This is a genomic window from Cryptosporangium aurantiacum (assembly GCF_900143005.1).
GTDB classification, from domain to species: Bacteria; Actinomycetota; Actinomycetes; order Mycobacteriales; family Cryptosporangiaceae; genus Cryptosporangium; species Cryptosporangium aurantiacum.
In genome coordinates, this window is the sequence record NZ_FRCS01000015.1 from 145,104 (window position 1) to 169,091 (window position 23,988).

Below are 23,988 nucleotides of genomic sequence, written 5' to 3' on the forward strand. Positions count from 1 at the left end.
GGTCATGCGGCATCACCACATTTAGCGGTTACAGCGGTTACGTCGGTTACGTTGCTGGTCAGGGGCGTAACCGATGGAGGGGCTGTAACCGCAACATCGGTTACACCCTCGGCGTTGGGGGTGGTTGTAACCGCTGTTGCGGTTACAGGCTGGTTTGCGGTTACGTCGCTGACCTGCGTTGTAACCGCGGTAACCGCTGTAACCGAGGAATTCGGGTCCGGCCGCCGCAGGTAGCGACTCCAAGCGTCGTTGAGGCCGCTTTGGACGTCGGTGGGGTAGGTGACGTAGCCCTTGAGGACCTCATCGGTGACCGGGTGCCGGAACGGCACCGGTTTGATGTCGTAGCGGGAGAGCTCCCGGGACAGCCTGCGGGCGTCGAGGGCCTTGCCCTTCCCGAGGTCGGGCCAGGGGGCGTCGTCGAGGGCGAGGAGGTGCTTGAGGATCTCGGTGGTGGATAGCCGGTCGGTCAGCCGCTCGGCGAACAGGGCGTCGAGGTCGGTGAGGAGGCGGACACCGAAGCTCAGTTCGCCGGGTCGAGTGGTCAGGACGAAGTACGCGCAGGCGTCGCGGGCACGGCCGGGCCAGGGGCCTCCGGCGGCGTCGGCGACTGCGAGGAGGGCTTCCCAGATTTCGGCGTGCCGGTCGACCACGCCGGCCGGCATGGTCGGGCGCGCAGCTGCGAGAGCGTCGGTGCGTTCGCCGATCCAGCGGGCGAGGGCCTGGCGGATGGGAGCGGCTTCGGGTTCGGCGTCGCGGGTGTAGAAGGACTCGACTTCCTGGTCGTGGCGTCGCTTGCGCATGTGCACGGTGATCGCGCGTGTGGTGATGGTGTCGGGCATGTTCCCGGCCAGTCCGGCGAGCGCGACGGGGGCGAACACCTTGAACCTTTGGACCTGCATCTTTGAGGCGTCGCCGACGCAGCGGGCGATGGCGGCGCCGCGTTTGTAGCCGGCGTTGAGCAGCGCGCGGAGGTCTTCGTAGTTGCCGCCGTTGCGCGGGTTGAAGATCGCGTCGACCTCGTCGAACAGGAGGCTGTAGGGCTTCTCGACGAGCATGCGGAAGATCGCCGGGACGGTCGCGGAGATGGTCATTTCCGGGTCGCGGCAGAGCAGCGCGAGGAGTTCGAGCACCCGGGTTTTGCCCGACTGCGGTTCGGCTGAGTCGAGCACGAGGCGCGGGGTGACGTAGAACGCGTCGATGGCGTGGGTGTGTGCGGCCCATAGCGTGACGGCGGTGAGCGCGTGCGGGCTGGGGAAGGCGACGAACCGGGCGATGAACGCGGCGACCTGATCGAGCACCGCGGCGCCCTCGGCAGGCTCGCCGTCGCGCATCTGCGGTACGGGGTCGGTGGTCATGCTGCCTCCCGGTGGCTCGGTTCGGGGAGCAGTGCGTTGAGGAGGCGGCGTCGCCAGGTCAGGGCGTAGCGCAGGCAGTTGGCGCAGTTCTTGTGCCGGCCCGCGCGGACGCACTCGGGGAGCGCGGGACGGCGGAGCCGGCGGGCGGTGAAGGCCCACGCCATCGAGTCGGTGCTGGCCCACGGGTCGTCGTAGTTGCGCAGTCCGAGGGTTTTGACGCCGAAGCCGTGCAACCGGGTCAGGCCCCGGGCTCGCAGGGCGGTGAAGATCGCGTGTCCTTCGCCGGTCCCTTGGCGGCGGCAGACCGATCCGACCCCGACGAGGGGTTCTTTCCGCAGGTCGATGCCGTGTTGGAGGTAGAGGTCGTCGCAGCGTTCGTAGTCCTCGGGGGTGTCGCCCTGCACGATGCGCAGCCACCGGACGTCCGGCGCGAGCATGCTCAGCTCGACGGCGTTGACCACGGTGCGGAGGTGGTGTTCGGGCACCGAGAGGTGGGTGCCGACGAAGCGCTGCGGCCCGAACTGGCCGCCGTCGATGATGGCTTGTTCGCACATCCAGTCCTGCGGCGCGGCCCACGCCAGTTGCCCGATCTCCTCCTGGTAGCGGCGTGCCCGGGCGGCGTACTCGGCCGGGGTGACGGTCCACGTGCCGAACTCTTTGAGCTCGGAGAAGCCGCCGGAGTCCAGCACCCACGGCACCCGGGCGCGGGGCAGTGTCTTGTAGACCCGCAGTCGCCGGTCGGAGACCATCAGCGGCGCCTGTTCGGCGTTGACCTCGGGTTTGGCCAGCCACCCCGGGGCCGGAGCACCGAGGTAGAAGACGTAGCCAGCGGGGGCGAGCGGCGCGTTCATATCGCCACTCCTTCAGCGCGGAACCCGCCGACGATCGCGGCCCGTGCGTCCCGTTCGGGCTGACCGACCGCATGGCCTACGGCGGTGAGGGCGTCGATGGCCTCGGCGTGGCTGATCGCGTTCGCGGCGACCATCCGGGCGACGCCGCGGGCGGCGCCGTAGAGGGTGGTGCGACGCCGGCCGGGTGGGGCGTTCTCGACCGCCGCCAGATGCGCGGCGAGCAGCGCGGGCGGGGATGAGATGCGCCCCCCGTGCGTCGTCGGGGTCGGGCGCGGATCGGGTGCGGCGGCGACGCCCGCAGCTGCGCGGCAGGACGCCAGCAGCGGGGGGCGCATCTCATTCACCGGCCGGTCCCCAGCCTGCCGGTACGGCTGACCGGTGGCCGGGTGGATCGAGGGCGGGGCCACGACGTATCCGCCGTCGGCCTTGATGTCTACACCGGGCCGGCCGTCGAGTCGCCGGGACGGGATCCGGCCGCCGGGGTGGCGGTAGTACAGGTGCCAGCCGCCTCCCCCGCTGGCCACCGCGTACGTCGGGGTCATCAGGGCCGGGTCGAGCGCGCCGCCGTTACGCGGGTCGATGTCCACGACCACGAGACCGGAGACGGCACCGGTGGCGATGGCGAGTAGACCGCCCGGGATCGTCGTGTGCATGGCCCGGATACGGTCCGGGTCGAGCGTGGCGGCGTAGAAGGAGTGGCAGCACAGGCAGTTGCAGGCCGCGGGGTCGTGGTCGGGGTCGGCGTCGTCGCAGGCTGGGCAGTTGTTCACCGGGCGCTTGGACTGTCCGAGGAAGAACACCGGCCAGCCCCGGGCGGCGTTCGAGAATGCCCCGGTGAGCATCGGATCGGGGGCCGTCATCAGAGTTCCGCCTCGTTCATCAGACGCGTGATCTCGGCTATCCCGACCCGGCTCACACCGCGGGCGAGGTCACGGCGGACGCAGTCGGTCAGCGGGACGTCGAGGAACTCGCGGTGCTCGACCACCTGCGCGTCTACCGACTGTCCGATCTCGGCGAGGGCCTGGCGGTGCTGACGGCGGAGGTTGGTGTTGTCGCACACGACGTCCACACCAAGCGCGAGGAGCGCCCGGACCGCGGCGTGAACCACGGCGGTGACGTGGTCCTCGGGGACGCCGGTGAGCCGCCCGTACATCATCACGCGCAGGTCGTCGCGGTTGATCCGCGCCGCGGGTGCTCCTGTGGCGCGGGCTTGATCGACCCATGCACGTGCCCAGGTGGACTTGCCCGACCCGGGCGGCCCGACCGTCAGGTGTAGCGCCGTCATGCCGCCACCCCCGCGACCTCGGTGTCGAGGCGGCCCCAGTGGGTGCCGAGGATCTCCGCGTCCGCCTCGATCGGCACGCCGCGGTAGGTGCTGGTCATGACCTGCGCGACCAGCCGTCGGACGTCTTCGGCGTCGGCGGTGCGGACGTGCAGGATCACCTCGTCATGGACGAACAGCCACAGCGCGGCGGGGTCGAGGCGGTGGGTGACGACGAGTTCGTAGACCGCGGCGACCAGCAAGTCCCTCGCGGTCGACTGGATCGAGTAGTTGGAATTGGCGTAGGACCGCGCCGGGTCAGCGGGGATCCGGCGGCCGGAGCCGGTGACCACAATCGGGTCGTAGCTGATGCGTTTGCCGTAGGCGATGACCTGCGGGTAGGTGCTCCGCCACCGGTCGATCACGTCCGCGGCCACGTGCTCGGGAACGCCGGTCTGTGCCGCGAGGGCGCGGACGCCGCCGCCGTAGATGGTGCCGAACGTGGCCCGCTTGGACAGGGTGCGCTGTGTCGGGGTGAACGGCGTCCCGAACATGAGGGCGGCGGTGGCGTCGTGGATATCGACGCCGGACTCGATCACCCGCCACAGCGCCCGATCCCGGGAGAGCGCGGCGGCGACCCGGACCTCAACGGCCTTGAAGTCGCAGCTCACGAGGGTGTGTCCGGGGTCGGCTCGGAATGAGTGCCGAAGGCGCGTGTCTGTCTTTTTCAGCGTCTGCAGCGCCGGGCCGGTGATGCTCATGCGCCCGGTGCGGGCGCGGAGCGTATTCACCGCCGGATGCACCCGGCCGGCCGCGTCGGCGTGGGTGAGGAACGACCGCAGGTTGGCCATCGCGTTCGACGTCGCGGACACCCGCTGGCGGGCGCGCAGCAACGCCGTCGCCTCGGGGTCGAGGCGCAGCGTGCCCGCGTCGACCGCGGTCACGAGGGCCTTGAGGGTCTCTTTGGTGACCTGCAGGCGGCCGGTGTCGGTCCGCGGCCCGTCCACTCCTTGGCCTTCGAGCCACTCGGCGAACCGCGGAGAGCCGGCCGGAAAGCCGAGACCGTCGCGGATCGCGGCGCTCGCTGTGGCGTGTTCGGTCGCGATCTCGCCGAGGAGGGCGCGGGTGTAGTCGGCGTCGAGGGCCAGACCGCGGATGGTGATGCCGACCGCCTGCGCGGCCAGCCACTGTTCGACGGCCACGAGGTGGGCGAACGGCGCGCACAGCTGCAGCAGTACCGGGAGGAGGCGGCGGACGTAGATCGCGTCCATGCCGGCGTAGACCACGTAGGACGGGTCGTCGGCCGGAAGGTGGTTCCACGCCCACTGCATCGCCGCGTCCGCGGCGCGCTGCCCGACCGGGGCGAGGGTCTGCGCCCGGATCTGCAAAGCCGTCTCGGCCTCGACTAGGCCGCTATCGAGGTATCGGGCGGTGAGTCCCTTCAGCTTGTGTCCGGAGCGTTCGTCCGGCTCGATCAACTTCGACAACAGGTGGGCATCCACCACCCGCTGACCGAGCGCGATTCCGAACGCCGACCACACCGCCAGCACGTCATAGGGGGTGAAGGTGACAAACCGGCGGTCCGGGTTGGACAGTATGTCGGCCACTAGCGCGTACTGGTGGTCGTCGGTCGGGTCGAAGACCCACGCCGTCGTGGGCGAGGCGAGTTGCACGAGGCGGACCCCGGCGTCCGGCCCGAAGTGCCCGGGGCCGCCGTCGAGGATCGCGCGGGTCTCGACGTCCAACCCGAGCACCGGATTCGCCAGGTCCGCCCGCACCGCGGACAGATCGAGCGGAGATCCGGCGCGGGGGGCGTAGATGGTCGAGGTGTGGCCGCCGTGTCGGCGGGTGTAGGTGCTGGTCATCGGTCGTCCTTCCGGTGCCGCTCGACGGGGATTCCGGCGTCCTCGGCCAGCGCCGCGCAGCCGGTCGCCCCCGGTGAGCCGTTGCGGATGAACGCCACGCACAGATCGGCGCCCGCGGCGACCATCGCGGCGTTCCGTCGGTGTCCGGCGGTCGGGCAGTACTCACCGCGGGCGTTGGTGCGCCGGTGACCGGGCTGACAGGACTCCGCGCAGCTGCGCCAGTCCGCCGGATACGCCTCGACCAGCCAACCGCGGCGGGTCGCGTGCGCTGCGGCGGCCCGGTCGGCTCCGGCCGCGGCGCCGTGGACCAGCACGTGCCGGCCGGGGTGGTCGACAGTCGCCGCATCGAGCGCGGCGGCGATCCCCACGGGATCGCGCCAGGTCCGGGAGCCGGTGACGAGGATCCTCACGCCGCCACCCCCGCCGAGGAGTCGGGGCGTTCGGCGGTGCACCGGTCGCAGGCGTAGAGCAACCGCGCCGCCCCGACCCGCCGCATCACGGCGCGGTGGGCGGTGCACCACACCGGCGCCGGATCGGGCAGCACCGCGGCCAACCAGTCGTAACGGTCGCCGACCAGCGCGGCCGAGAGCGGCGCCGGATCGGCCGCCCGGTAGGGCAGCGACGGCGGTTCCGGCTCGACCGGCGGCTCGAGCAACGCGCCCTGCTCCCCGTGCTGAACCGGGCGCGGCAGCACGTCCCGGGGACCGGCCGGGAGCCGGGTCGGTGGGGTGAGGGCGGTGAGGGGCTCGGGGTCGAACAGACCGGCCTGAGGTGTCGGGATCGTGCGGGTCACGGCGGTTACCTCCCTGGCAGCCGATCACGGAGTACAGACGCGGGGGTGCGCGGTGGACCGGCCCGGCCGCAGGTGCGCGGACCGGTCCACCGGCAGGGCTCAGAACGGGATCTCGCCGGTGTCCGCGGTCGCGGGGGTCGACCACGGGTCCGCGGCCGGGTCCACCGCCGCGGCCGGCGTCTCGGTGGTGGCGCTGCGGGCGGCCTTGTTGACCCGGGCGGTCGCGAAACGCAGCGACGGGCCGACCTCGTCCACGTCGACCTCGTAGACGGTGCGCTTCTCGCCTTCCTTGGTCTCGTAGGAGCGCTGCTTGAGGCGGCCCTGCACGATCACCCGGGTTCCGCGCTGCAGCGTCTCGGCGGCGTTCTCGCCCATCTGCCGCCAGACGTTGCAGGTCAGGAACAGGCCCTCGCCGTCCTTCCACTCGTTCGTGGTCCGGTCGTAGGTCCGCGGAGTAGATGCGATGCGGAACTTCGCCACCGGTGCCCCGGACGGGGTGAAGCGCAGTTCGGGGTCGTCGACGAGGTTGCCGACCAGGGTGATCACGGTCTCGTTAGCCATGACGGTTTTCCTCCAGGAGTGGTGCCGGTTTGGACAGGCGGTTGGGCGGGTCAGGCGCCGGGCGCGTCGATGCGCGCGGCGACGGCGCGGGCGGTCTCGGCGAGTTGGGTGTTGGGGTCGATGCCGAGAGCGGCGATGCCGAGGCAGGCGCAGGTCACCACTCCGGCGAGGTAGCCGGCGGCGTCGATGAGGCGGTCGGGCTCGGGGTAGAGCAGCGCCGCGGCGGCGTGACCCGCGGTGGCCACCGTGTCGAGCAGCCAGTCGGTGACGTCCGGATCGGGCAGCGGCGTAGCGGTCTCGGTGTGGCCGTTGATCCAGCGCCACGCTTGGTAGGCCTCCGCTAGCGCGTCCACCGGGTCGCACGCGCAGCGCTCCGGCCCGCGCAGGTCCTCGTCGAGGCTGTGCAAGGCGGTCAGCGCGGAGAACGCGACGTCGGACAGCTCACGCGCCACGTCACGGCGGGTGGCGGTGACGCCCTTGCGTGGGTTCTGGCCGGTGACGCCGATCCACGCGGCGACCGCCTCCCCGGTCTCCTCGGCGACCTTGAGGACGCGCAAGGTCTTCCGCTCGATCGGCGGCCGGGTGTCATGCCGGTCGAGCCACGCCGCGACGTCGATCACGGCGGTCGCCACGGCGAACAGTTCGGCTGTCGGGGCGAGCGCGCGGCTGCCCCACATCCATTCGGGAGGAGTGGTGGGAGTGGTGATGTGCTCGGTCATGACGACCGTTCCCTTCACTAAAAGGTGGGGTGGAGGTTTGGCAGGTCAGGCGGCCACGGCGAGCGGCTGGCCGGTGTGTGGGATCGGGAGGCGCAGGACACCGGCGGGCAGCGCGATCACGGTGGCGATCGGCCGGTGGCCGGGGTGGAGGGTGTCGTCGTGGGTGCCGGCGAGGTCGTCCGCGGCCTGCGGTGTGGGCTGGTCGGTGGAGAGCCATTCGCAGGGGCGGCAGTGCACGACGTAGCCGGCGGTGGCGGTAGGCATCGGGGCCTCCAAGCGGGTTCCGGAACGGGAATTTGGGGAGCGGGGGCCGCGGCGGGGCGACCGGGGGTTAGCGGTGGCGGGCGCCGAGGCGCAGGACGTGACCGGAGCCGCTGCACCCGCCGCAGTGGCGCATGGCATGGCGGTAGATCCGGCCGTGCTTCATGCCCTGGCCCTTGCAGGACCGGCAGGCGGTGTAGGGGTTCTTGCGCAGCGAGATCCGCCAGCCGAACCAGGCGACGATCCCGACGACGAACGCCAGCACGATCAAGCGGGCCAGGGCGGCGCCGCCGGTGTCGGTCGAGGTAGCGGCGAGTAACGCGAACGAGGTGGCCAGAGCGGCTTCGGGCATGGCGGTAGCGCCTCTCCGTGCGAAGGAATGATTCGGGTATTTCAGCGAGCTATCTGGTTACGCTTCGTGTCGGCCGGGGGTGTCCGGTTGGGGTGTCCGCCCCGGGTGTCCAGGTGTCCGTCCGCCCCCTGTCCGTCCGGATGTCCGTCCGCCCTGTCCGCCGAGGATCAAGGCCCGGACGGACGCTCTGAGACGGTGATTCGGGGGTGTGCCGACGGGAGCGGACACGAGGCGGACACCCGGCCCCGCGGTCGGTGACGGTGGGTTATGTGTCGGGTCGGAGGGTGTAGCCGGTCGGACCGCTGCGGGCGTTCTTCTGCAGCCACTCGTGCACGACCGTCTTGCCGATCGAGTAGCCCTCGCCATTGAGCGCGGCGACTGCGCCGCGGACGCTCAAGCCCTCCTCTCCGGCAGCGCGGAGGAGCTCAACCAGGCGGGTTCGCCAGTCCGGCCGCGGCGTGGGGTCGGGTGCCTCGGTGGTGTCGAACAGGTCGGCGATCCGGTCGAACGTCTTGCGCTCGGCACGGCGGCGCTGCAGCTCGGCGAGGCGGTCGCCGATGTCCCCGGTCTCCCGCTCTGGCCGGTCGCCACCGGCGGGCCGCTCGGCGGTCGCCGTCGCCGTCCGGCCCGCGGCCGGATCCGGTGCCGCCGCGGTGGCGGCGCTGGGCGGAGTGATGCCGATGCGCTCCCACCGCCCGGCGTAGTTCGGCGACGAGTACGGCTCCGGTCGCCGGTCTGCGGTCGCCACCGTGAGGGCGTCGATGATGGCCGGGGTGATCCGCTCCCCGCGGAACGGGCGGCCCTCGCTGACGCGCTCCCGGGCCAGCCAGCCGCAGCCGACATACGGTGCGTCCTCAGGGAGGTACTTACCACCACCGAACAGCGCGGCACCTTCTTCTTTGGCGTCCGGGCTGGTCATGAGCGCGCGGATCCCGGACAGCTTCTTGACCGCTGCGCCGCCGGTCATGTCCGAAGTCGGCCGTAGCGAGCATTGGATGACGTTGATCCCGGCCGACCGGCCGATCCGGCGCAGTTCGTCGATCAAGGCCTTGGCCTTCTTCGCCGCCGAGGAGTTGGCTTGGCCGCTGACCTCGGCGCCCTCGTCGATCACGACGAAAATCTCCGGTACCTCCGCGGAGACGGCGATCTTGTCGTCATCGATCATCAGGTGCTGCAGGTCACGCTTACGGCGCTTGGACTCCCCCACGGTGTCCTCCATCAGCAACACCGCCTCTTCGGCGGTCGGGGCAATCCAGTCCACGCCGGGCTTGGACGCCCGGCCCTCGACCCACGGGCGGATCCACGGCCAGGCCAGCGATCCGCCGGACAGGTCGATGATCCGGATCAGCGCGTCGCCGCACTTGTTGATCTCGGCGTTGAGTACCTGCAGCTCGTTGGACTTTCCAGCGTCCTGCGGGCCGCACAGGATCACGCGGGCGTAGCGGATGACCGCCTCAGCGCGGGAGCCGTCGCGGTGGAAGCCGAAACGCACCGGATCGTTGATGGTGCGTACCTCGGCGAGGTCGTCGAGCGGGTAGAGCCGCTCTTCGGCCATCGCGTCCCGTGCGCACACCCGCAGGATCGCCGCGCCTCGGTGCGCGCCCGCGGTGACCTCGACCCCGCCGCCATTGTCCAGCCGGGCGTTACCCGCCAGGGCGTCCTCGTGGGGCTTGAGGCCGCGCCAGGTGTAGCGGGTCGAGGACAGGTCGGCGTGGACGTCGTAGCCGTAGCCGTTGGCCCACAGGACCACGCGGATCGCGCCGGGCGGCAGCGCGACCCGGCACACCACCCGGAGCCGCTCGCGCCACTCCTCGACCAGCCCCGAGACGCTGACCGATACGGCGGCGCGGACCTGCGCCCGGTCGGCGGGGCCAGCCGGGCGGCGCCGCTCGAACGCCGACGCGAGCGCGCCGACCACGAGGCCGCCGACGCCGAGGGTCACCCACGGCGCCCACCCGTGCCGCCACGCATCCCCGGTGGCGGCGTAGGCGATCCACGACCCGCTGCACGTCCACTTGGACAGTCGCAGCACGCGGTCCCGGACCGGGTCGCCGTCCATCCACGCGACTCCGGCCGAGACCGCGCCGAGCACGGTTCCGGCGGCGGTCGCCCACCACGGGGCCATGTCGCCGAGCGCGGCGGCGACACCGAACACGCCGGTCGAGACGGTGCCGACCGCGGTGGTCCAGCCCGGTCCGCCGGAGCCGGCCGACCAGTCGAGGTAAGGGCCGTTGCGGGGCGACTGACCGTTGCCGTTGGAGCTGGTCATTGCTCTCTCCTCTCCCCGTGCCGGGGTGACCGGCCCCGGTCCCCGCGCGAGGAGCGCGGGGCCGGTCACCGGATCGGGTGGGATGGATCAGACGTCGAGGTCGGAACGCAGGACGCCGGGCAGCTCGCCGACCGCCTCGGCGGCGAGCTTGCAGGCGGTCTCGGCCTGCTGGATCGCCGTCGTCAACCGCGGGGTCAGCCGCAGATCGGACTCGGCGATCTCCTGCAGCCGGCGGGCGCGCTCGTTGAGCGCCTCGGCCTCCTCGACGCCGGTGTCGAGGTACGCGGCCAGTTCCTGCATGTCCTGCGGCTCGCTTGCGGCAGCGGTCATGGGTGCCTCCTTCGTGAGGGTGGTGCTCGACGGGGACGGGGCGGTGCTGGTCGATGCGGTGGTGCCGGTCGGAGCGGTGTCAGTCGGGTTGGTGCTGGTTGAGGGGGACGGGGGGTCGATGCGGGTGGGTAGGGCCGGCTGGTAGCCGGTGTCGGTGACGACCGGGCAGAGCGGTTCGCCGTCGAGGTGCGACCACTCCTGCCGGGCCGGGTCGCCGCCTGCGAGAGCGCCGGTGCCAGCGCTGTCCGGCGGAATGTGCTCGACCGGTTCGTCGCACTCCGGGCAGACGTGCCGCACGTGACCCGGTGCGCCCGCGGGGTGCTTGGCCATCTCGTCGGTGAGCGTCCAACCGGCTTCGGTCAGCGCGTACCGGTCGGGACCACCGCCGGTGACCAGGGTGAAGACCGATCCCTCGAGTCGCCCGGGAAAGTCCCGGCCGTAGGCCCGCTCGGATTCGAAGTAGCCGACGGTGAGCCATCCGCCCATCGCGGCGGCGTGGGCGATGACGTCCCATTCCTCGCGGGACAGGTCATCGGGGGTGATCGCCATGAGATGCGCCCTCCTTTCTGGTCAGACGTCGAGGTCAGCGCGAAGCGCGGCGGGCAGTGCGTTGACCGCGTCGGCGGCGAGGTGGCAGGCGTCGGAGGCGTCGGCGATCGCGGCCCGCAGCCGAGGGGTCAGCCGCAGGTCGGAGTTGGCGCACGCGTCGAGCCGGGCACCGCGGGCGGCCACCAAGTTGGCGTGCTCGACGCCGGTGTCGAGGTAGGCCGCGAGCTCCGGCAGGTCGGCCGGAACGCCGATCGGGTCGGCCGGTGTCCCGGTCGGCCAAGGGTTCGCGGCCGGCGTCGGTCGGCTCGACGTCGAACCGTCGCCCATCGTGCCGCCGGTCGAGGAGCCACCGGGCCCGCCGCCTGGGTCACCCGCCGATCCGGACGTCGAGCCCGCGTCGGGCCGTGCTGGGCGGCGCAGGATGCGGGTACGGAACCAGTTCCAGAACGATCCGGCCCATCCGGTTACCAGCTGCCGCGCCCACGACGCCGCGCGCCGCAGATGCCGGACAGCCCACGCACGGACCGTGCGGCCGAGGCGGCGTGCCCGGTCCCGGATCGCGGCGCCGAGACGCGTGATCCGGTCCCAGATCGCCCGGCCGGCCCGGACCGCCATCTCGCGGACGAACCGGCCCACCCGGCGAACCCCGGTCATGACCACCGCACCGGCGGCCACCAGGATCGACCGGAACCCCCGCCCGACGTTCGCACGTGCGGCCTGCCACGCCGCCCGCGGACCGTTCCCGCGGCTGGCCCGCCACGACGCGGCCACGCCCCGGCCAAGCCCACGCGCGGCCCGCCCACCGAGGCGAGCCAGCCGCCGCGGCACCGTCCGGCCGCGACGCCACAGCGACCGCCCGGCCCGGCGCAGACCCCGGCCCACAGCCCGCGGCCCGGACATCAGGCCACGCCCCAGACCCCGCAGCGCCCGCCCGGCCCGGCCGCGCCGCGCCGCCCGGCCACCACCGGTCGAACCGCTCCCAGCGCCCGCGCTGCCGCGACCACTCCGGCCCCGACCACCGCCAACGCCCGATCCGCCGCCGCGCGGACCACCACCGCGACGCCGGAGGCCCATCCCACCGGCCCGCGGCGGGAACCCGCCACCGCGCCCGGACGCGCTCCGGCCCCGACCGCCGGAGCTCCGGCCACCAGTCCCGGCACTACGGCGTCCCGCGCCACCGGCGCCGCGACGTCCCAGACCCCGCAGCGCCGCCCCGAGACCACCACCGCGACCGCCGGACCGGCCACCACCGGCGGCGCGCCGCCCGCCGCGACCGGAACTGCGACCCCGGCCCACGCCAAGCGACCCAAACCGGGACGACCGGCCCCCACCGGCACCACCGCGCCGACCACTGCCGCGGCCGGTGAGCCCGCGCAGGCCGGGCAGCTTGCGCAGCAGACCTGCAAGCAGACCGCCGCCGACCAGCGCCCCGACCACCCGCAGGCTGCGCCAGAGCATCCGGGCCAGGAACAGCATCACCGCGACGATGAGCAATGCCGCAGCGCCCTTCACGCCGAACGCCGCATACGCGGCAGCGGTCAGCAGAGCGACGATGCCGCCGAGCAGCGCGAGAGTCTGCCATGCCGGCAGCCCACCCGCCGACGCCTCGACGGGCGCCGACTGAGTGTCGATGCTGGACTCGACCGGCAGATCGGAGACCAGCGGCGGCACCGGCTCCGGCTCGACGACCGGCGGCACAGGTGGCTCCGGTGGCGCGGCGGTGGCCGGATCCACGCCGTTCGGGTCGATGATGTCCGTCATGCTGGACTCCTCTCCCTGGTGAGAGAGCCGGGACGCGGACGGGATTGGGAAGTCGTGGCCGCGTCCCGGCGCACTCGGCGGGCTGGTCAGCGGCGGGCCGACCAGCGGGGCCGGGCCTCGGCGTACCGGGTCGCGGTGATCAGCGCGCCGATCGCCGCCAGCGCCACGGCGGTGAGACCGGCCACGACCGTGAACGAGCCAGGCAGCGCGTCCTGCGGCAGCCACGACCAGCCCGGCCGCGGGCCGCCGAGTGCGGCCCACACCGTCACGGCCAGCGCGGCGAGGGCGTAGAACCCGGCGCGGGACGTCGACGCGGCGTACTCCGCGTCGATCAGCGCCGCCGCCCGGTCCGCGGCGGCCTGCCGGGTCTCCTCGGTGTGCCGGGCGAGCTCGGCCAGGACCGCGCACTGCCGGTCCGCCACATCCGCGAGACGGGTGAAACCGTCGGCAACGTCGACCGAGAGCAGCGCCAGCGTCGACGCCTGCGCATCGGTGGCACTCGCCGTCGCAATCGCGGCGTGCACGCCGGCCAGACGGACCCGCGCGGCGGCCTCGCCGTCGGTGCGCGCGACCCGCGGACTGGTCCATCCGTCGTCGTCGGCGTAGGTCTCCGTGTCGTCGAGCAGCCGGCACGCCTCACCAATCAGCAACTCCTCGTGTCGCGGCTCGTATCGGACCTCGGTGTCGCTGGTGTCGAAGAACGCTGCGGCGTCGGCCGGGTTGTCCATGTCGTAGATGCGGTTGCCGTGGGTGTCGTAGAGCCGGCCGTCCTCGGTGGTCCCGGTGGCCGGCGGGTTGGTGTCGGTGCTCACGCGATGCCTCCACAGGCAGAAGGGGATGGGGTGGTGCCGTGCCCTCGCTCCGTCGTGAGCGGTCGCCCGGCCGGTACCGGGTGCGAGGGCTGCCGGTCAGTGGCCGGTGGGGAACTGCTGCCAGGAGCGGACGACCGCGGTCTGGCCGACCTTGTCGCTGATCAGGTCGGCGATCTCGTGGACGTCAGCGGCGGTGCGGATCGGGGCGCTCCGGCGGAAGTCGCAGGAGCCCTCGCCACCGACGAAGCCGTAATGGACCCAGTAGGCGTAGGGGTGGGTGGTGGTGATCGGGGCGTCGGTGGTGGTGGGCTGTGCCATGACGGGCTCCTCGGTCGAGGGGACAATGGGCGGTGCGTGCTCCCGTTCCGCCGTGAGCGGTCGCCCGGCCGGGCCGGGGACGGGAGCGGATCGCGGTCACGCGGCGGGCTTGAGCTGCCGCAGGAGTTCGGTGGCGCGGTCGGTAGAGATGCCCCGGCCGTACCGGCGGAGGGCGTCGAGGAGGTTGGCGCGGGTCAGCGGCACGTCATCGCGGGCGAACTGCGCGGCGATCCACCGGCCGAGCGCCAGGAGTTCCGGGGAGACGTCGGTGCCCTCCGCGTCGTCCTCGAACGCGTCCTCTTGGTCCTCGACGTCGACCGGGAGCCGGTCGCCGGGGTAGGCGTCTGCGGCGTCGTGAGGACGAAGGTCAGGACCGGCGGGACCGGTGAACAGCGGTGCGGTCACCGGTACCGGTGCGGGGCGTCGCGGCACGTCGTCCCGCTTCGGAGGGACGATGAACAGCGGCTCGGGGATGGGCGCGGTGGGTAGGTCGAGGACCGCCGCGACCGATTTGGGGACCGTCGGCGCCGCCGAGGTGACCGGGTGAGGCTGGTCCTCGGTCCGGTCCTCCGCGGGCGCCTCGACGGGCGCGGGCGGCGTCACGATCGGCTGGTCCTCGGCCGTCTCGGGGACCACCGCGGCCGGGACCCGCGCGGCGGCGGTCAGGGTGTCGACGTCGGTGAGGTCGGCCAGGCGCGGGGCGCCGTCCCACGGGCGGGCGGCGGACACGTAACCGTCGAAGAGGCCGATCAGCCATGCCGTCGCGGCGGCACCGGCGGGGCCGATCGCGTGCGGCAGCGCCGTGGCGAACCCGTCCCATCCGGACCCGGCCGGCCAGCCACCGAGGACGTTCAGCGCCAGCGAGCCGCCAAGGAAGCTGCACTCAGCGAATGCAGCCCGCCAATCGGTGTTCCCACCGGACGAGCGGAGTACCGCGCGGCCGACGATGATCCCGGCGACTACCGCGATCGCGGCCGGCTCGACCAGCCACGCCGCCCACCACGCCGCCGACCCGTGATCGAGGCTGAGCAGCCGGACCACGCCGGCCTGCACGCCGGTGGTCGACCACGCGGCGAACGCGAGGAGCACCGGGATACCGACCGCGAGGGTGACCGTGCGGACCTTCGCCACCCGCAGCGCACGGACCTCGGCCGACCCGAGGATCCGAGCGCGTAGCCGAGCCCGCTCCCCCGAACGGGTCGCCCGCCGGTGCAGCGCGTTGAGCCTCTCCGCTTCACGGGCGTCGGTCGCCCGCTCACGGCGGGCGCGCTTCGCAGCTGCGGCCCGCTCCTCGACGTCGGCGAGCGCGTCGCGGTGCTCAATGGCACCAGCGCGCCGGGCACGGGCGTCTTCGCGCCACATGGCGTCGAGGTCGCGTTCGGCGGCGAGTTTGGTGCGGAGCTCGGCGGCCGAGCGATCCGTGGCGGCGTGCGCGTGGCGCGTCGGGGTGGTCATCAGAACACCGCCGAGAATCCGGCGCCGAGCGCCGTGATCAGCGCCCGCGGAACCATGAGCAAGACCGGACCCATCGGCGTCGGCGCGAGAGCCACACCGGCCGCCATGCAGATCAGTGCGGTGAGGACCGTGGTCCGGCCGAGGAAGTACAGCGCGACCACGGTCAGAACGAGGATCACTGCCAGGGAGAGCGTCATCAGGCCGCCTCCCACCCGTACAGGCCGTCGGCCGCGGCGAACCGCACCCGAGTGGCCGCGATCAGGTTGAGGTCGGCCTCGATCCAGGCCGTCTCGACCGGGATCGATCCGGCATCGCGCGACGCGCGGTCGGATTCGTCGGCGGGCGTGCTGTGCACGAGTTCCATCGGTTCCGCTCCTTGCTCGTCGGAAGGGGATGTAGGGCATCCTCCATCCCCATTGACCGACGCGCAAGAGGGTTGGAGGATGTCCTCCATCCCCTTCCAATATCCCCACTTCAACTCGCTGCCCTCTACGCTGGGCAAACGGTGGAGGATGACCTACATCCAGGGAGTTGAAATCAGTTGGCGGCCATCCAGCCCCCCAAGGCCCAGTACCAGCAGGTTGCAGCGCTGCTACGCGAACGGATCCACGACGGCACCTACACCGCTGACCAGCCACTACCGAGCGAGCCGCAACTCTCCGCCGAACTCGGCGTGTCACGGCAGACGATCAACCGGGCGATGAACCTGCTTCGCAGCGAAGGGCTAGTCCGAGTCCGCCGCGGCTTCGGAACCTTCATCCGCGGCGTACCCCAGGTGACGCGGGACGCGAAGAAGCGCTATGCGGCGCGGAACCAGGGAACCGGTGCCGGCGACGTCGAGATCAAGGCTCTCGGCCTGACGCCGCGAACCGAGTACGTCGAGATCGGACGGGTGCCAGCCCCCGCCGCGGTGGCGACAGTGCTGAGCATCGAGACCGGCGCACCGGTTCTTGTTCGACGTCGCCACCTGTTCGCGAACGATGAGCCGACGCAACTGGCGGACTCCTACATCCCGTGGGACATCGCGGAGGGGACCGAACTCCTCAACCGGAACGTAGGTCGGGGCGGCTCCTACACCCGCCTTGCGGAACTGGGACACGGACCAGTGCGATTCACCGAGGAAGTCACCGTTCGGACGGCCACCGATGACGAAGCAAGCCTCCTGGAATTGGACGGCGGTCAACCTGTCATCGACATCACGCACATCGCATGGGATGCCGCTGACCGGCCGGTTGAGGTCGCACTTCACGTGATGCCGGGCAACCTCTGGCGGCTCCGATACGACTGGGACGACCCGACGGCCGACGAGTACCCGACAGTGGACGGGGAGGTCTGAACATGCAGGTCAGCTTCGCCACAGAGCCCACCCCCGGGGTCGTCAACGAGGACTACGTCCTGGCCCTGCCCGAACTCGTCTGCGTCCTCGACGGCGTCACCGCGCCGGCCGAACTGGAGACGGGCTGTGTGCATGGCACGCCCTGGTACGTCCGCCGCCTGGCCACGCGTCTTGCTCTGGCCCACGCTGCGGGTCCGGCAGACACCCTCTGCGACCTCGTCTCGACTGCGATCGCCGAAATAAGGACAGACCACCAAGGGCTCTGCGACCTAAGCCATCCCGGCACGCCGTCCTCGACCGTGTGCATGCTGCGCACAACCACCGGCCGGGCCGACTGGCTCGTGCTATCCGATAGCCCGCTCGTGCTTGATCGAGCCGGGGTCGTCGAGGTGGTCACCGATCACCGGTTGCGCCAGACCAGCGCACGCGAACGTGAGGCGGTTGCCGCTGGCACCGCTCCCGTCGGAACCGCGGAGCACCGCGCACAGGTACTCGCGCTCGTAGAGGCACAGCGGCCATACCGCAACCAGCCCGGCGGCTACTGGCTCGCCGCAGCGATCCCGGAGGCCGGCCAGCACGCAGTCACGGGCAGCGTGCCCACCATCGGACGGGAGCGACTCACCCGCGCGGCGCTTCTTAGCGACGGAGCATCCCGCGCGGTGGACGTATTCGGCCTCTACGGCTGGTCAGGACTACTCGACCGAGCACAGACCGCCGGACCGGCATCGGTCATCAGTGACGTTCGCACCGCTGAAGCGCTCGACCCGAGAGGAGACCGCCACCCGCGGGGCAAGGCACACGACGACGCCACCGCAGCATTCGCCATCCTCGACACTCAGGGAGGTCGGCCGTGACTACTCCGCGCCACTCGGTCAGCGTGGCCGCCGCGATCGTCGATGACCGGGACCGCGTGCTCGTCATCCAGCGTCGAGACAATGGCAAGTGGCAGCCGCCCGGCGGCATTCTCGAACTCGACGAGTCGATCACGGAAGGGCTCGCACGTGAGGTCCGCGAGGAAACCGGGCTCGAAATCCGGGCGGAACGGCTCTCCGGCGTATACAAGAACCTCAACCTCGGAGTCGTCGCACTGGTCTTCCGCGCCGCCCGAGTATCCGGCACGGAAACGCTAAGCGACGAGACTGCCGCCATCGATTGGTGGGACGCCAAGACAATTAGGGAACGGTCCGATCCGGCGTTTGCGATTCGGCTTCTCGATGCACTCAACAGCGACACCGCTCCCGCCGTCCGAAGCCATGACGGCATGCGCCTGATCGACCGCTGACTAGATCGATCTCTCCGTCTCGGTGACTGCCTACTTGGCGCAGTGATCGTCCCGTCTCAAGTCTCGTTGACTTCCCTCCGCTGCCGACGATCGTTAGTCAGAAGGCTTGGCGGCAGGCCGCGAATCATTTTTGGCCAGCGAGTCCGCCTGCGTCCATGCCCTGCGCATTTCCCATGCCAGGTAGGCGAAGAATAGGACCACACTTGCCATAAACAGACCGGTATATACCCACCGACCTACTGGAGGGAGCGAGTTCGATCCCAGCGCGATCTGAATCAGCGGAACTACGATTCCGAATATCGCAATCGCCCCTAGGAAGGTGAACGCGAGCCGCAAGCCCCGCGGGTGACCAAGCCTTATCAGCGACCGGGAAACTTGTTCAATCTGGAGGCGCGTGCTAGCGAGAGCACTCGCCGCTGCGACTTCAGTTCGCTCTAGATCGCGAAACGCCGCCACCTTAGCCTGCCGATGGAAAATGGTTTGCTTGGCGATATTTACCGGAGGCAGCGAAAACGGAAACATACCCTTCAGGCTTGACTCCCGGTCGCGCCATATCTTCCCGATTTTATTCAGATAGTGGTCGGCGATCTCGCGACTGCGATGGTTCGCTAGCGACGAGATGAACCGATCCCTGCCCCCCGATTCCCAGTCCTCCGGCCTTTCTTCGAGATTGGCCCTCCGAATGGCATCGAGCACGCCAGCATTCTTCTCCTGCAATTCTTCGAAATAGGGTAGCATCTCATCTGCGGCGAATGGCGGCAGTACCTTCTGGTACGCCTCGGCGAACTCCAATTTTCCGAGGCTATCCAAGAAATCATCGAGTATCTCATCGACAAAGTCTTCCCCAGCCCGATCTATTAAGCCTTTCCTTGCGGCTTGGTGATCGCTGAACTGACGTTCCTCCAGTTCCTTCAACTCGTCAAGCCTTCTTTGCAAGCTGGCTTGCTCACTCGTTATAGCTACCAGGCGCGCTACCAGTAGGCCTGCAATGATCGCGACAAGGGCCGCCGCGGACTGAACAATCGTAGACAATAGGGGTGTGGCATCGAACGTCGACGGTACCGGGACAATGGTGCCAGCGGGGGTCGGCGAGAGTTGGGGATGAGTGACGGACGCCGAGACCGAAGGAGTGGGCGACGGCGATGCGGTCGGAACAGCAAGAATAACGGCCAGTCGCAAGATGGGTGCTGTCCTTCCTCGCGGACTATGTCAAAACCGTGTCGCGCGCCTACAGAATAGCGCCACGAAGACGCGGTCCCCCGAGAATATGAGGTGATACATTTGTACCGTGCCGTTTCCGCCGGACTGTGCGGCGACTAGCCATCGGAGGAGGGGGACGGGAAGGCAGGCATGGAGCTAACCCTCCGCAGCGCGGACCGCCTCGCTCGACGCCCGATACCGGCCCTACCATATGCCCATTGATCCCGCAGAGGCAATCTCGGGAGTACGTGCCCGCGGGCCTACAGTTGAGCGGCTACAAACCGCCCTATGGCTGCGCCAAGGCAGGGCGGAACAGCATTCCCGATCTGTCGGGCAACCTGGATCTTAGTTCCCTCGAACTCGAAGTCGGACGGGAACGACTGCAAAAGCGCGGCCTCACGATGCGTGATTGGTCTGTTCGCCTCCGGGTGAAGATAGCGGCCCTTCTCGGGCTTGAAGAATTCCGTCCGAATGGTTGACGAGGGACGATCCCACCAGAGCCTGCCCATCGCATCCGCCGACCCGGCAGGACGTCCTCGCCAGCACCGCGGTAGCAAATCGGGTTGATTGCGAGCCAGGTCAAACCTGTTACCACCGGGAGGGATAGCGCGATACCTCTCTACGGCAACACTTGTCAGATTTCGACCGAAGTGCAGATTCTGCTTCCGGTCGGGGTCGACACTAATGTCGCTGCGCTCGGGATACTCAGGGAGTCCCCCGATTGCGTCCCGCACAGTCACGTACGGCGCGCCGGTCGGCGAGTTGACTCCGTGAGTGGGCGGCGGAGGCCACGGCACTTCGTCGGCGTCCCGTACAGCAACGATAATTCCGCATCGCCGGTGCTGGGGCACTCCATAATCAGCAGCATCCAGTACACCCGATGCAAAAGCGTAGGACTTAAGAACGTCGTCCGCTGCCATTCGCTGCCGAAACTCGCCAAACTCCTCCGAACGCAGAAAGGGAGGCGCGATCTCGAAAACGAACGCTTGAGGTTTTACCTGTCGAACGGCTCGCAGATAGTGACGCCAGAGGGAGTTGGTATATGACCGGCTCGGATTTTCTCGGCCGCGGCCCAGCGACTCGAACCCTCGAAATGGCGGTCCTCCGACAATGATGTCAACGTCGCCGAATTCTTTAATCTCCTCGATTGGTCCCCTGTGAACAGGACAATGTAGGTTGCGCTCGACGGTTCGTGCAGCCGCCCACTCGATCTCTACTGCGAATGCGGGTGCGAAACCAACCTCAGCTTGCTGGAAGCCCAGCGTCAGCCCGCCAGGGCCAGCGAACAGGTCAAGAGTTCTCCACCGCGCCAAGGCAGATCCTCCTTTCGAACTTACTGGGCGTCTTCAAGCGCTGCCGCGTGGGCTCGTCGCGCGACTACTCGCAGCCGTGAGCGGAGCGCTGCTCGGTTGGCGCCTCGCGTCTTCGCCGCGTGGCAGTTCGGGCAGAGGGCAATCATGTTGACGGGCTCGTCGGGGCCACCTCTGGCCAGGTCCTCGACGTGGTCAACCTCGAGTAGTGCGGTTCCGTCCGGACGAACGTCGCAGGGCATCCCGGTACACGCGGGGTTTTCGCACGAGCCGGACGCCCGCAGGATCACGGCCTCCCGGGCCGCGGCGGAACGGGCGTACTCGGTGGCGGTCCGTACGCCGGCCGGGCGTCCACTGCGAGCGGTCGCTCGCGCCGTGAGATTGCGATAGAGGTCACCGCGCGTCGGTGCGTCGAGGGCGGTCGTGTCGGGAGGTGCAGCCGGCACCGTGTCGTCGATGCTGCGGCTTGCAACTTCAGCGGCTACGTCGATCGGCCATTCCTCGGGATGGGGCGAACCGACCGGCGCGAGGTCGTACACGTAGACGATGCGCCATTGGTTGTTGCGGTCGCGCTGCCACTCGCGGTGCCGCCCAACGATGGTCACCCAGTGCTCGAAGGTGAAGGGTCCGTCGACCGGGCGGTGCCAGTACCGCGCCGCCTTGCCTTCCGCCCGGGTCCACTCCATGAGCGCGTTGCCCTGCGCAGAGAGTTTCTGAGGTCCTTCTTGGCCTTGCCCGACGTACTCGATGCGCCCCGAGCCAGGGACTCGGCGATCCGGGTACGGGCCGTTGTCGTCGCTGAAGATGTTGACGACCCGTTCGGCCTCTCGAGGAAAGGTGGCCATGCCGCCTTGGAAGTTGCCTCCCCAGACGGCGGCAATCGCCCGCCGACCGGGAAAGGCTTGCCCGACGACAGGGGGCGGCGGCAACGAGTCCGCTGGCCTCGCGACGGTGATGCCGAACGCGTTGAGGACCTGCTGGGCGCGGGTGCCGTCGAGCTTGTCGACGGCTGCCAGGGCGAATCGGTCGAGCGCGTCGGCGTCGGTCGCCAGCAGGGCGTAAGTCGACGCGGAGAGTCCGAACTGCGGGTTGTGGTCGTTGAGCCAGCGAGCAGCGCCGGAGCCGTGCGCGGGCGGCGCCTGGTGTGCAGCCTCGAGATCCCACAAGGGCGATGCTTTGAGCGCTAGGACGGGGTATGCCGCGCTTGCCTCGCGACTGTCGCCGTCGAGTTGGGCCACGATGGCCTTACTGAGGTCCGTGCGGACCGAGTCCCATCGCACGAGTCTCGGCTCGCCCGCAGCCGCGCGCACCGCGGCCCAAAGCAACACGATCGGTTGGTGGACGGATGCACTACCTCCGGCTCGGCGAAGGCGCAGCCGGGCCAGGTAATGTACGGCGTCTTCGACGGTCATGGGCCTGTCGCCGACTCCGGGCGCAACTGACTGGCTCTGGTCAGTTGCGCCGACCGAAGAGCCGAGCTCCTCGAGTACGTCGGGACGGTTGACCCCTGCGAGACTCATGCGCGGCACTGTACGGAGCGTGTGTGACAGTTCGGCCGCGCAGCTGCGCGTCGCGCGTTCCGCATCGCCGAGCCCCGGTTCACTCGGACGGCGGGCCCTCGTCCTGAAGGTGGACGAGGGCCGCACGCCGCTTAGTCGAGGATCCGGTGCGCCGCAGCGAGCACTGCGGTGCCGACCGAAATTGCGGCCACCGATCCACCGGCGACGTAGGTCACGGTCACGGCCGCGGCCGTGACCATCGCGATGATGGCCCACCGCAGCGGCAGCCGCCGCGGCTCCTCGGGCGGCGTTGCCGCGGTCTGCTGATCTGCTCGCCGTACTGTAGACATGCGGAACTCTCCCTGCTGTAAGGCGTAGGTGAATCCGCACCGCGGCTCCCGGGGTGAACGCCCGGGGGCCGCACCGATGCTGCGTGAGCCTGCGCCGCGGTGCGGGAATGACGTCGCCCAAGCTGGCTGCCGGGACTCTGGCCGTCGCGGGTATCCGCTCGGCCGTGATCCCATGAAACCGACGGCGAAGGCCACCGCCAAACTGTCGTGTACCGTGGAAACCACGTTTTGATCCGACTGTCGTCGCAAGCTGAGAAGAAGACGCGAAGATGGCCGCTCAGACGGGTCAAAACGTGCTGAACGAAACCACACAACTCACCGGCGAGAGCCCGTTCGAGGTAGGTCCCCGGTTGACCGAGAGCGTCATCGACATGATCATGATCGACCTCAGCAGGCCGCCGTCGCCGAGGGAACGCGCCCGCCTCGATACCCGGCTTCGCCGGCTGTACGACGCGGAGGAGTCGCACAGCCGGGCCACGACGAGCCTCATGAAGGTGGGCCAAGCGAGCAGCACCAACAGCGTGGTGGCCAAGTCTGGATCAGTCCGCGTCCGCGACACGTTCGTCGCTCGATCCAGCCCAGCACCCGGGGAGTGGTCCGACCGGAAACTCCCTGCCAAGGAAGATCGACCGCCATCCGCCCAATTGGTGACCCCACGCGGTGCCGGCCTTCGGCTGGAGTTGATCGCGCTGTTCGAGGCGCAGACGCATACCAAGACAGGTGCCCGGCCGGAAAACCGGCGTCCACTCAAAGCCTCCGGCGACGAGATCGGCTGGGCCGACTTCCTCGCCACGGACGCGACAGACCACAACGGCAACAGGTTCATGACCGTGGCGAACAAGAAGGCCCGGCAGCTCTACAACGCGATCGACCTGATGCACAGGCTCGATCTCGTCTCGCTTCCCAACGGCACCGCGCCACGGAACAAGCACGCTGGCTTTCTACTGAACAACGAGAGCGGTAAGCGCGCCGTAGGACCCAACGACCTCTACGAGGTTCCCGGCGAACGAGAAGGTCACTTCCTTCTCCCGGTCGAGTTGTTCACCCACGGCTGGATCAACGTCCTTGAAGACCGCGAGCTCCAATACCTGCTGATGCTCAGCTACTTCCACTCGCACTCAAAGACCCCAGAGGGGTTCCGGGTGCCGTCAGACTTCCGCGTGGGCCATATGGGCCTCGGACCCGACACCTATGAGACGCACAAGTGGTTCAGCCGCTACGAGCTCAACCACGTGACCATGGACATCGCCCGGCACGCCAACGGCACAGTCGATGACTACGGCGACGGCGGCGCCGCGATCCCGCACACTCTGCAGCTACTTCCGGAAGGGCTCCGGCAGGATGCCTTCCGGGTCGTAGCCACCGCGATCGAGAAACAACTCGAGCGGCCGTCGAACTGACCAGTGAGCCCTTTTCAGTTGGGTTCAGCCGGCGAGGATGAGGGTCTGGACGGCGTTGACCAGTCGGGTCGCGTGGTTGGGGCTTGAGCGGATCTTCCG

27 protein-coding genes are annotated in these 23,988 nt (G+C 69.9%); 4 read left to right on the forward strand and 23 right to left on the reverse strand.

What is annotated here, in order from left to right; translation table 11 throughout:
- Positions 1-2 precede the first annotated feature (2 nt).
- The 19 genes from BUB75_RS34955 to BUB75_RS46705 form a co-directional block, all read right to left on the reverse strand.
- A complete protein-coding gene (locus BUB75_RS34955; RefSeq protein ID WP_073263406.1) occupies positions 3-1,355 on the reverse strand; it encodes a DUF3631 domain-containing protein in 1,353 nt (450 codons plus the stop codon).
- Positions 1,352-2,206, reverse strand: a complete 855-nt coding sequence (locus BUB75_RS34960) for a deazapurine DNA modification protein DpdA family protein (protein ID WP_073263408.1) — start codon at positions 2,204-2,206, stop codon at positions 1,352-1,354. The genes BUB75_RS34955 and BUB75_RS34960 overlap by 4 nt, the downstream gene beginning before the upstream one ends.
- A complete protein-coding gene (locus BUB75_RS34965; RefSeq protein WP_073263409.1) occupies positions 2,203-3,066 on the reverse strand; it encodes a bifunctional DNA primase/polymerase in 864 nt (287 codons plus the stop codon). The genes BUB75_RS34960 and BUB75_RS34965 overlap by 4 nt, the downstream gene beginning before the upstream one ends.
- Positions 3,066-3,491 (reverse strand): AAA family ATPase, encoded by a 426-nt coding sequence (locus BUB75_RS34970; RefSeq protein ID WP_073263411.1) that lies wholly within the window; start codon positions 3,489-3,491, stop codon positions 3,066-3,068. Before BUB75_RS34970 ends, BUB75_RS34965 begins: the two co-directional genes overlap by 1 nt.
- The gene (locus BUB75_RS34975) at positions 3,488-5,332 is read right to left on the reverse strand and encodes a DNA polymerase (RefSeq protein WP_073263413.1); all 1,845 of its coding nucleotides are present in this window, start codon (positions 5,330-5,332) and stop codon (positions 3,488-3,490) included. The genes BUB75_RS34970 and BUB75_RS34975 overlap by 4 nt, the downstream gene beginning before the upstream one ends.
- Positions 5,329-5,742 (reverse strand): SLOG family protein, encoded by a 414-nt coding sequence (locus BUB75_RS46690; RefSeq protein WP_073263414.1) that lies wholly within the window; start codon positions 5,740-5,742, stop codon positions 5,329-5,331. Before BUB75_RS46690 ends, BUB75_RS34975 begins: the two co-directional genes overlap by 4 nt.
- The gene (locus tag BUB75_RS46695) at positions 5,739-6,125 is read right to left on the reverse strand and encodes a hypothetical protein (protein WP_073263416.1); all 387 of its coding nucleotides are present in this window, start codon (positions 6,123-6,125) and stop codon (positions 5,739-5,741) included. The genes BUB75_RS46690 and BUB75_RS46695 overlap by 4 nt, the downstream gene beginning before the upstream one ends.
- 99 nt (positions 6,126-6,224) lie before the next feature.
- Positions 6,225-6,686 (reverse strand): single-stranded DNA-binding protein, encoded by a 462-nt coding sequence (locus BUB75_RS34990; protein ID WP_073263418.1) that lies wholly within the window; start codon positions 6,684-6,686, stop codon positions 6,225-6,227.
- A gap of 50 nt (positions 6,687-6,736) precedes the next feature.
- Entirely contained in the window at positions 6,737-7,405 is a 669-nt protein-coding gene (locus tag BUB75_RS45745; RefSeq protein WP_143175615.1) for a MazG-like family protein, read from the reverse strand.
- Between the two features lie 45 nt (positions 7,406-7,450).
- Entirely contained in the window at positions 7,451-7,669 is a 219-nt protein-coding gene (locus tag BUB75_RS46700) for a hypothetical protein (RefSeq protein WP_073263422.1), read from the reverse strand.
- Between the two features lie 67 nt (positions 7,670-7,736).
- Positions 7,737-8,018 carry a hypothetical protein gene (locus tag BUB75_RS35005; protein ID WP_073263424.1) on the reverse strand — a complete coding sequence of 94 codons (282 nt, stop codon included), beginning with the start codon at positions 8,016-8,018 and terminating at the stop codon, positions 7,737-7,739.
- 265 nt (positions 8,019-8,283) lie between these two features.
- Positions 8,284-10,287 carry a hypothetical protein gene (locus tag BUB75_RS35010; protein WP_073263426.1) on the reverse strand — a complete coding sequence of 668 codons (2,004 nt, stop codon included), beginning with the start codon at positions 10,285-10,287 and terminating at the stop codon, positions 8,284-8,286.
- A gap of 87 nt (positions 10,288-10,374) precedes the next feature.
- The gene (locus BUB75_RS35015; protein ID WP_073263428.1) at positions 10,375-11,166 is read right to left on the reverse strand and encodes a hypothetical protein; all 792 of its coding nucleotides are present in this window, start codon (positions 11,164-11,166) and stop codon (positions 10,375-10,377) included.
- A 21-nt stretch (positions 11,167-11,187) separates the two neighbouring features.
- The gene (locus BUB75_RS35020; RefSeq protein WP_073263430.1) at positions 11,188-12,927 is read right to left on the reverse strand and encodes a hypothetical protein; all 1,740 of its coding nucleotides are present in this window, start codon (positions 12,925-12,927) and stop codon (positions 11,188-11,190) included.
- An 86-nt stretch (positions 12,928-13,013) separates the two neighbouring features.
- Positions 13,014-13,739 (reverse strand): hypothetical protein, encoded by a 726-nt coding sequence (locus BUB75_RS35025; protein ID WP_073263432.1) that lies wholly within the window; start codon positions 13,737-13,739, stop codon positions 13,014-13,016.
- A gap of 96 nt (positions 13,740-13,835) precedes the next feature.
- Positions 13,836-14,057, reverse strand: coding sequence for a hypothetical protein (locus BUB75_RS35030; RefSeq protein ID WP_073263434.1), 222 nt, complete (start codon positions 14,055-14,057; stop codon positions 13,836-13,838).
- 96 nt (positions 14,058-14,153) lie between these two features.
- The gene (locus tag BUB75_RS35035; protein WP_073263436.1) at positions 14,154-15,512 is read right to left on the reverse strand and encodes a hypothetical protein; all 1,359 of its coding nucleotides are present in this window, start codon (positions 15,510-15,512) and stop codon (positions 14,154-14,156) included.
- Complete coding sequence (locus BUB75_RS35040) at positions 15,512-15,709, reverse strand: hypothetical protein (protein WP_143175616.1); 198 nt, start codon at positions 15,707-15,709, stop codon at positions 15,512-15,514. Before BUB75_RS35040 ends, BUB75_RS35035 begins: the two co-directional genes overlap by 1 nt.
- On the reverse strand, positions 15,709-15,876 hold the full coding sequence (locus BUB75_RS46705; protein WP_178380062.1) for a hypothetical protein: 168 nt from the start codon (positions 15,874-15,876) through the stop codon (positions 15,709-15,711). The genes BUB75_RS35040 and BUB75_RS46705 overlap by 1 nt, the downstream gene beginning before the upstream one ends.
- Before the next feature lie 177 nt (positions 15,877-16,053).
- Here BUB75_RS46705 and BUB75_RS35045 point away from each other — a divergent pair, with 177 nt between their 5' ends.
- Genes BUB75_RS35045 through BUB75_RS35055 form a run of 3 tightly spaced genes read left to right on the forward strand, consistent with a single transcriptional unit; the run spans position 16,054 to position 18,130 of the window.
- A complete protein-coding gene (locus BUB75_RS35045; protein ID WP_073263438.1) occupies positions 16,054-16,848 on the forward strand; it encodes a GntR family transcriptional regulator in 795 nt (264 codons plus the stop codon).
- Positions 16,849-16,850: 2 nt separating this feature from the next.
- The gene (locus BUB75_RS35050; protein ID WP_073263439.1) at positions 16,851-17,702 is read left to right on the forward strand and encodes a hypothetical protein; all 852 of its coding nucleotides are present in this window, start codon (positions 16,851-16,853) and stop codon (positions 17,700-17,702) included.
- Positions 17,699-18,130 carry an NUDIX hydrolase gene (locus tag BUB75_RS35055; protein ID WP_084742099.1) on the forward strand — a complete coding sequence of 144 codons (432 nt, stop codon included), beginning with the start codon at positions 17,699-17,701 and terminating at the stop codon, positions 18,128-18,130. The genes BUB75_RS35050 and BUB75_RS35055 overlap by 4 nt, the downstream gene beginning before the upstream one ends.
- Positions 18,131-18,223: 93 nt before the next feature.
- Here the strand turns inward: BUB75_RS35055 and BUB75_RS45750 are convergent, their stop codons facing one another.
- The 4 genes from BUB75_RS45750 to BUB75_RS45755 all read right to left on the reverse strand — a co-directional run bounded on the left by BUB75_RS45750 (position 18,224) and on the right by BUB75_RS45755 (position 22,489).
- Positions 18,224-19,045, reverse strand: coding sequence for a hypothetical protein (locus BUB75_RS45750; protein WP_143175617.1), 822 nt, complete (start codon positions 19,043-19,045; stop codon positions 18,224-18,226).
- A gap of 545 nt (positions 19,046-19,590) precedes the next feature.
- Positions 19,591-20,643, reverse strand: coding sequence for a DNA cytosine methyltransferase (locus tag BUB75_RS48635; RefSeq protein WP_073263442.1), 1,053 nt, complete (start codon positions 20,641-20,643; stop codon positions 19,591-19,593).
- Positions 20,644-20,663: 20 nt separating this feature from the next.
- Entirely contained in the window at positions 20,664-22,160 is a 1,497-nt protein-coding gene (locus tag BUB75_RS35065) for an HNH endonuclease (RefSeq protein WP_084742100.1), read from the reverse strand.
- Between the two features lie 131 nt (positions 22,161-22,291).
- Positions 22,292-22,489, reverse strand: coding sequence for a hypothetical protein (locus BUB75_RS45755; protein WP_143175618.1), 198 nt, complete (start codon positions 22,487-22,489; stop codon positions 22,292-22,294).
- A gap of 269 nt (positions 22,490-22,758) precedes the next feature.
- Between BUB75_RS45755 and BUB75_RS35075 the strand changes: the two genes are divergently transcribed.
- A complete protein-coding gene (locus BUB75_RS35075; RefSeq protein ID WP_143175619.1) occupies positions 22,759-23,889 on the forward strand; it encodes a hypothetical protein in 1,131 nt (376 codons plus the stop codon).
- The last annotated feature ends 99 nt before the right edge of the window (positions 23,890-23,988 follow it).

Excerpts from the sequence above, each read along its gene's own strand:
- BUB75_RS34955 (WP_073263406.1), bottom strand. The coding sequence starts at position 1,355 with ATGACCACCGACCCCGTACCGCAGATGCGCGACGGCGAGCCTGCCGAG.
- BUB75_RS34960 (WP_073263408.1), bottom strand. The coding sequence starts at position 2,206 with ATGAACGCGCCGCTCGCCCCCGCTGGCTACGTCTTCTACCTCGGTGCT.
- BUB75_RS34965 (WP_073263409.1), bottom strand. The coding sequence starts at position 3,066 with ATGACGGCCCCCGATCCGATGCTCACCGGGGCATTCTCGAACGCCGCC.
- BUB75_RS34970 (WP_073263411.1), bottom strand. The coding sequence starts at position 3,491 with ATGACGGCGCTACACCTGACGGTCGGGCCGCCCGGGTCGGGCAAGTCC.
- BUB75_RS34975 (WP_073263413.1), bottom strand. The coding sequence starts at position 5,332 with ATGACCAGCACCTACACCCGCCGACACGGCGGCCACACCTCGACCATC.
- BUB75_RS34990 (WP_073263418.1), bottom strand. The coding sequence starts at position 6,686 with ATGGCTAACGAGACCGTGATCACCCTGGTCGGCAACCTCGTCGACGAC.
- BUB75_RS45745 (WP_143175615.1), bottom strand. The coding sequence starts at position 7,405 with ATGACCGAGCACATCACCACTCCCACCACTCCTCCCGAATGGATGTGG.
- BUB75_RS46700 (WP_073263422.1), bottom strand. The coding sequence starts at position 7,669 with ATGCCTACCGCCACCGCCGGCTACGTCGTGCACTGCCGCCCCTGCGAA.
- BUB75_RS35005 (WP_073263424.1), bottom strand. The coding sequence starts at position 8,018 with ATGCCCGAAGCCGCTCTGGCCACCTCGTTCGCGTTACTCGCCGCTACC.
- BUB75_RS35010 (WP_073263426.1), bottom strand. The coding sequence starts at position 10,287 with ATGACCAGCTCCAACGGCAACGGTCAGTCGCCCCGCAACGGCCCTTAC.
- BUB75_RS35015 (WP_073263428.1), bottom strand. The coding sequence starts at position 11,166 with ATGGCGATCACCCCCGATGACCTGTCCCGCGAGGAATGGGACGTCATC.
- BUB75_RS35020 (WP_073263430.1), bottom strand. The coding sequence starts at position 12,927 with ATGACGGACATCATCGACCCGAACGGCGTGGATCCGGCCACCGCCGCG.
- BUB75_RS35030 (WP_073263434.1), bottom strand. The coding sequence starts at position 14,057 with ATGGCACAGCCCACCACCACCGACGCCCCGATCACCACCACCCACCCC.
- BUB75_RS35035 (WP_073263436.1), bottom strand. The coding sequence starts at position 15,512 with ATGACCACCCCGACGCGCCACGCGCACGCCGCCACGGATCGCTCGGCC.
- BUB75_RS35040 (WP_143175616.1), bottom strand. The coding sequence starts at position 15,709 with ATGACGCTCTCCCTGGCAGTGATCCTCGTTCTGACCGTGGTCGCGCTG.
- BUB75_RS46705 (WP_178380062.1), bottom strand. The coding sequence starts at position 15,876 with ATGGAACTCGTGCACAGCACGCCCGCCGACGAATCCGACCGCGCGTCG.
- BUB75_RS35050 (WP_073263439.1), top strand. The coding sequence starts at position 16,851 with ATGCAGGTCAGCTTCGCCACAGAGCCCACCCCCGGGGTCGTCAACGAG.
- BUB75_RS35065 (WP_084742100.1), bottom strand. The coding sequence starts at position 22,160 with ATGAGTCTCGCAGGGGTCAACCGTCCCGACGTACTCGAGGAGCTCGGC.
- BUB75_RS45755 (WP_143175618.1), bottom strand. The coding sequence starts at position 22,489 with ATGTCTACAGTACGGCGAGCAGATCAGCAGACCGCGGCAACGCCGCCC.
- BUB75_RS35075 (WP_143175619.1), top strand. The coding sequence starts at position 22,759 with ATGGCCGCTCAGACGGGTCAAAACGTGCTGAACGAAACCACACAACTC.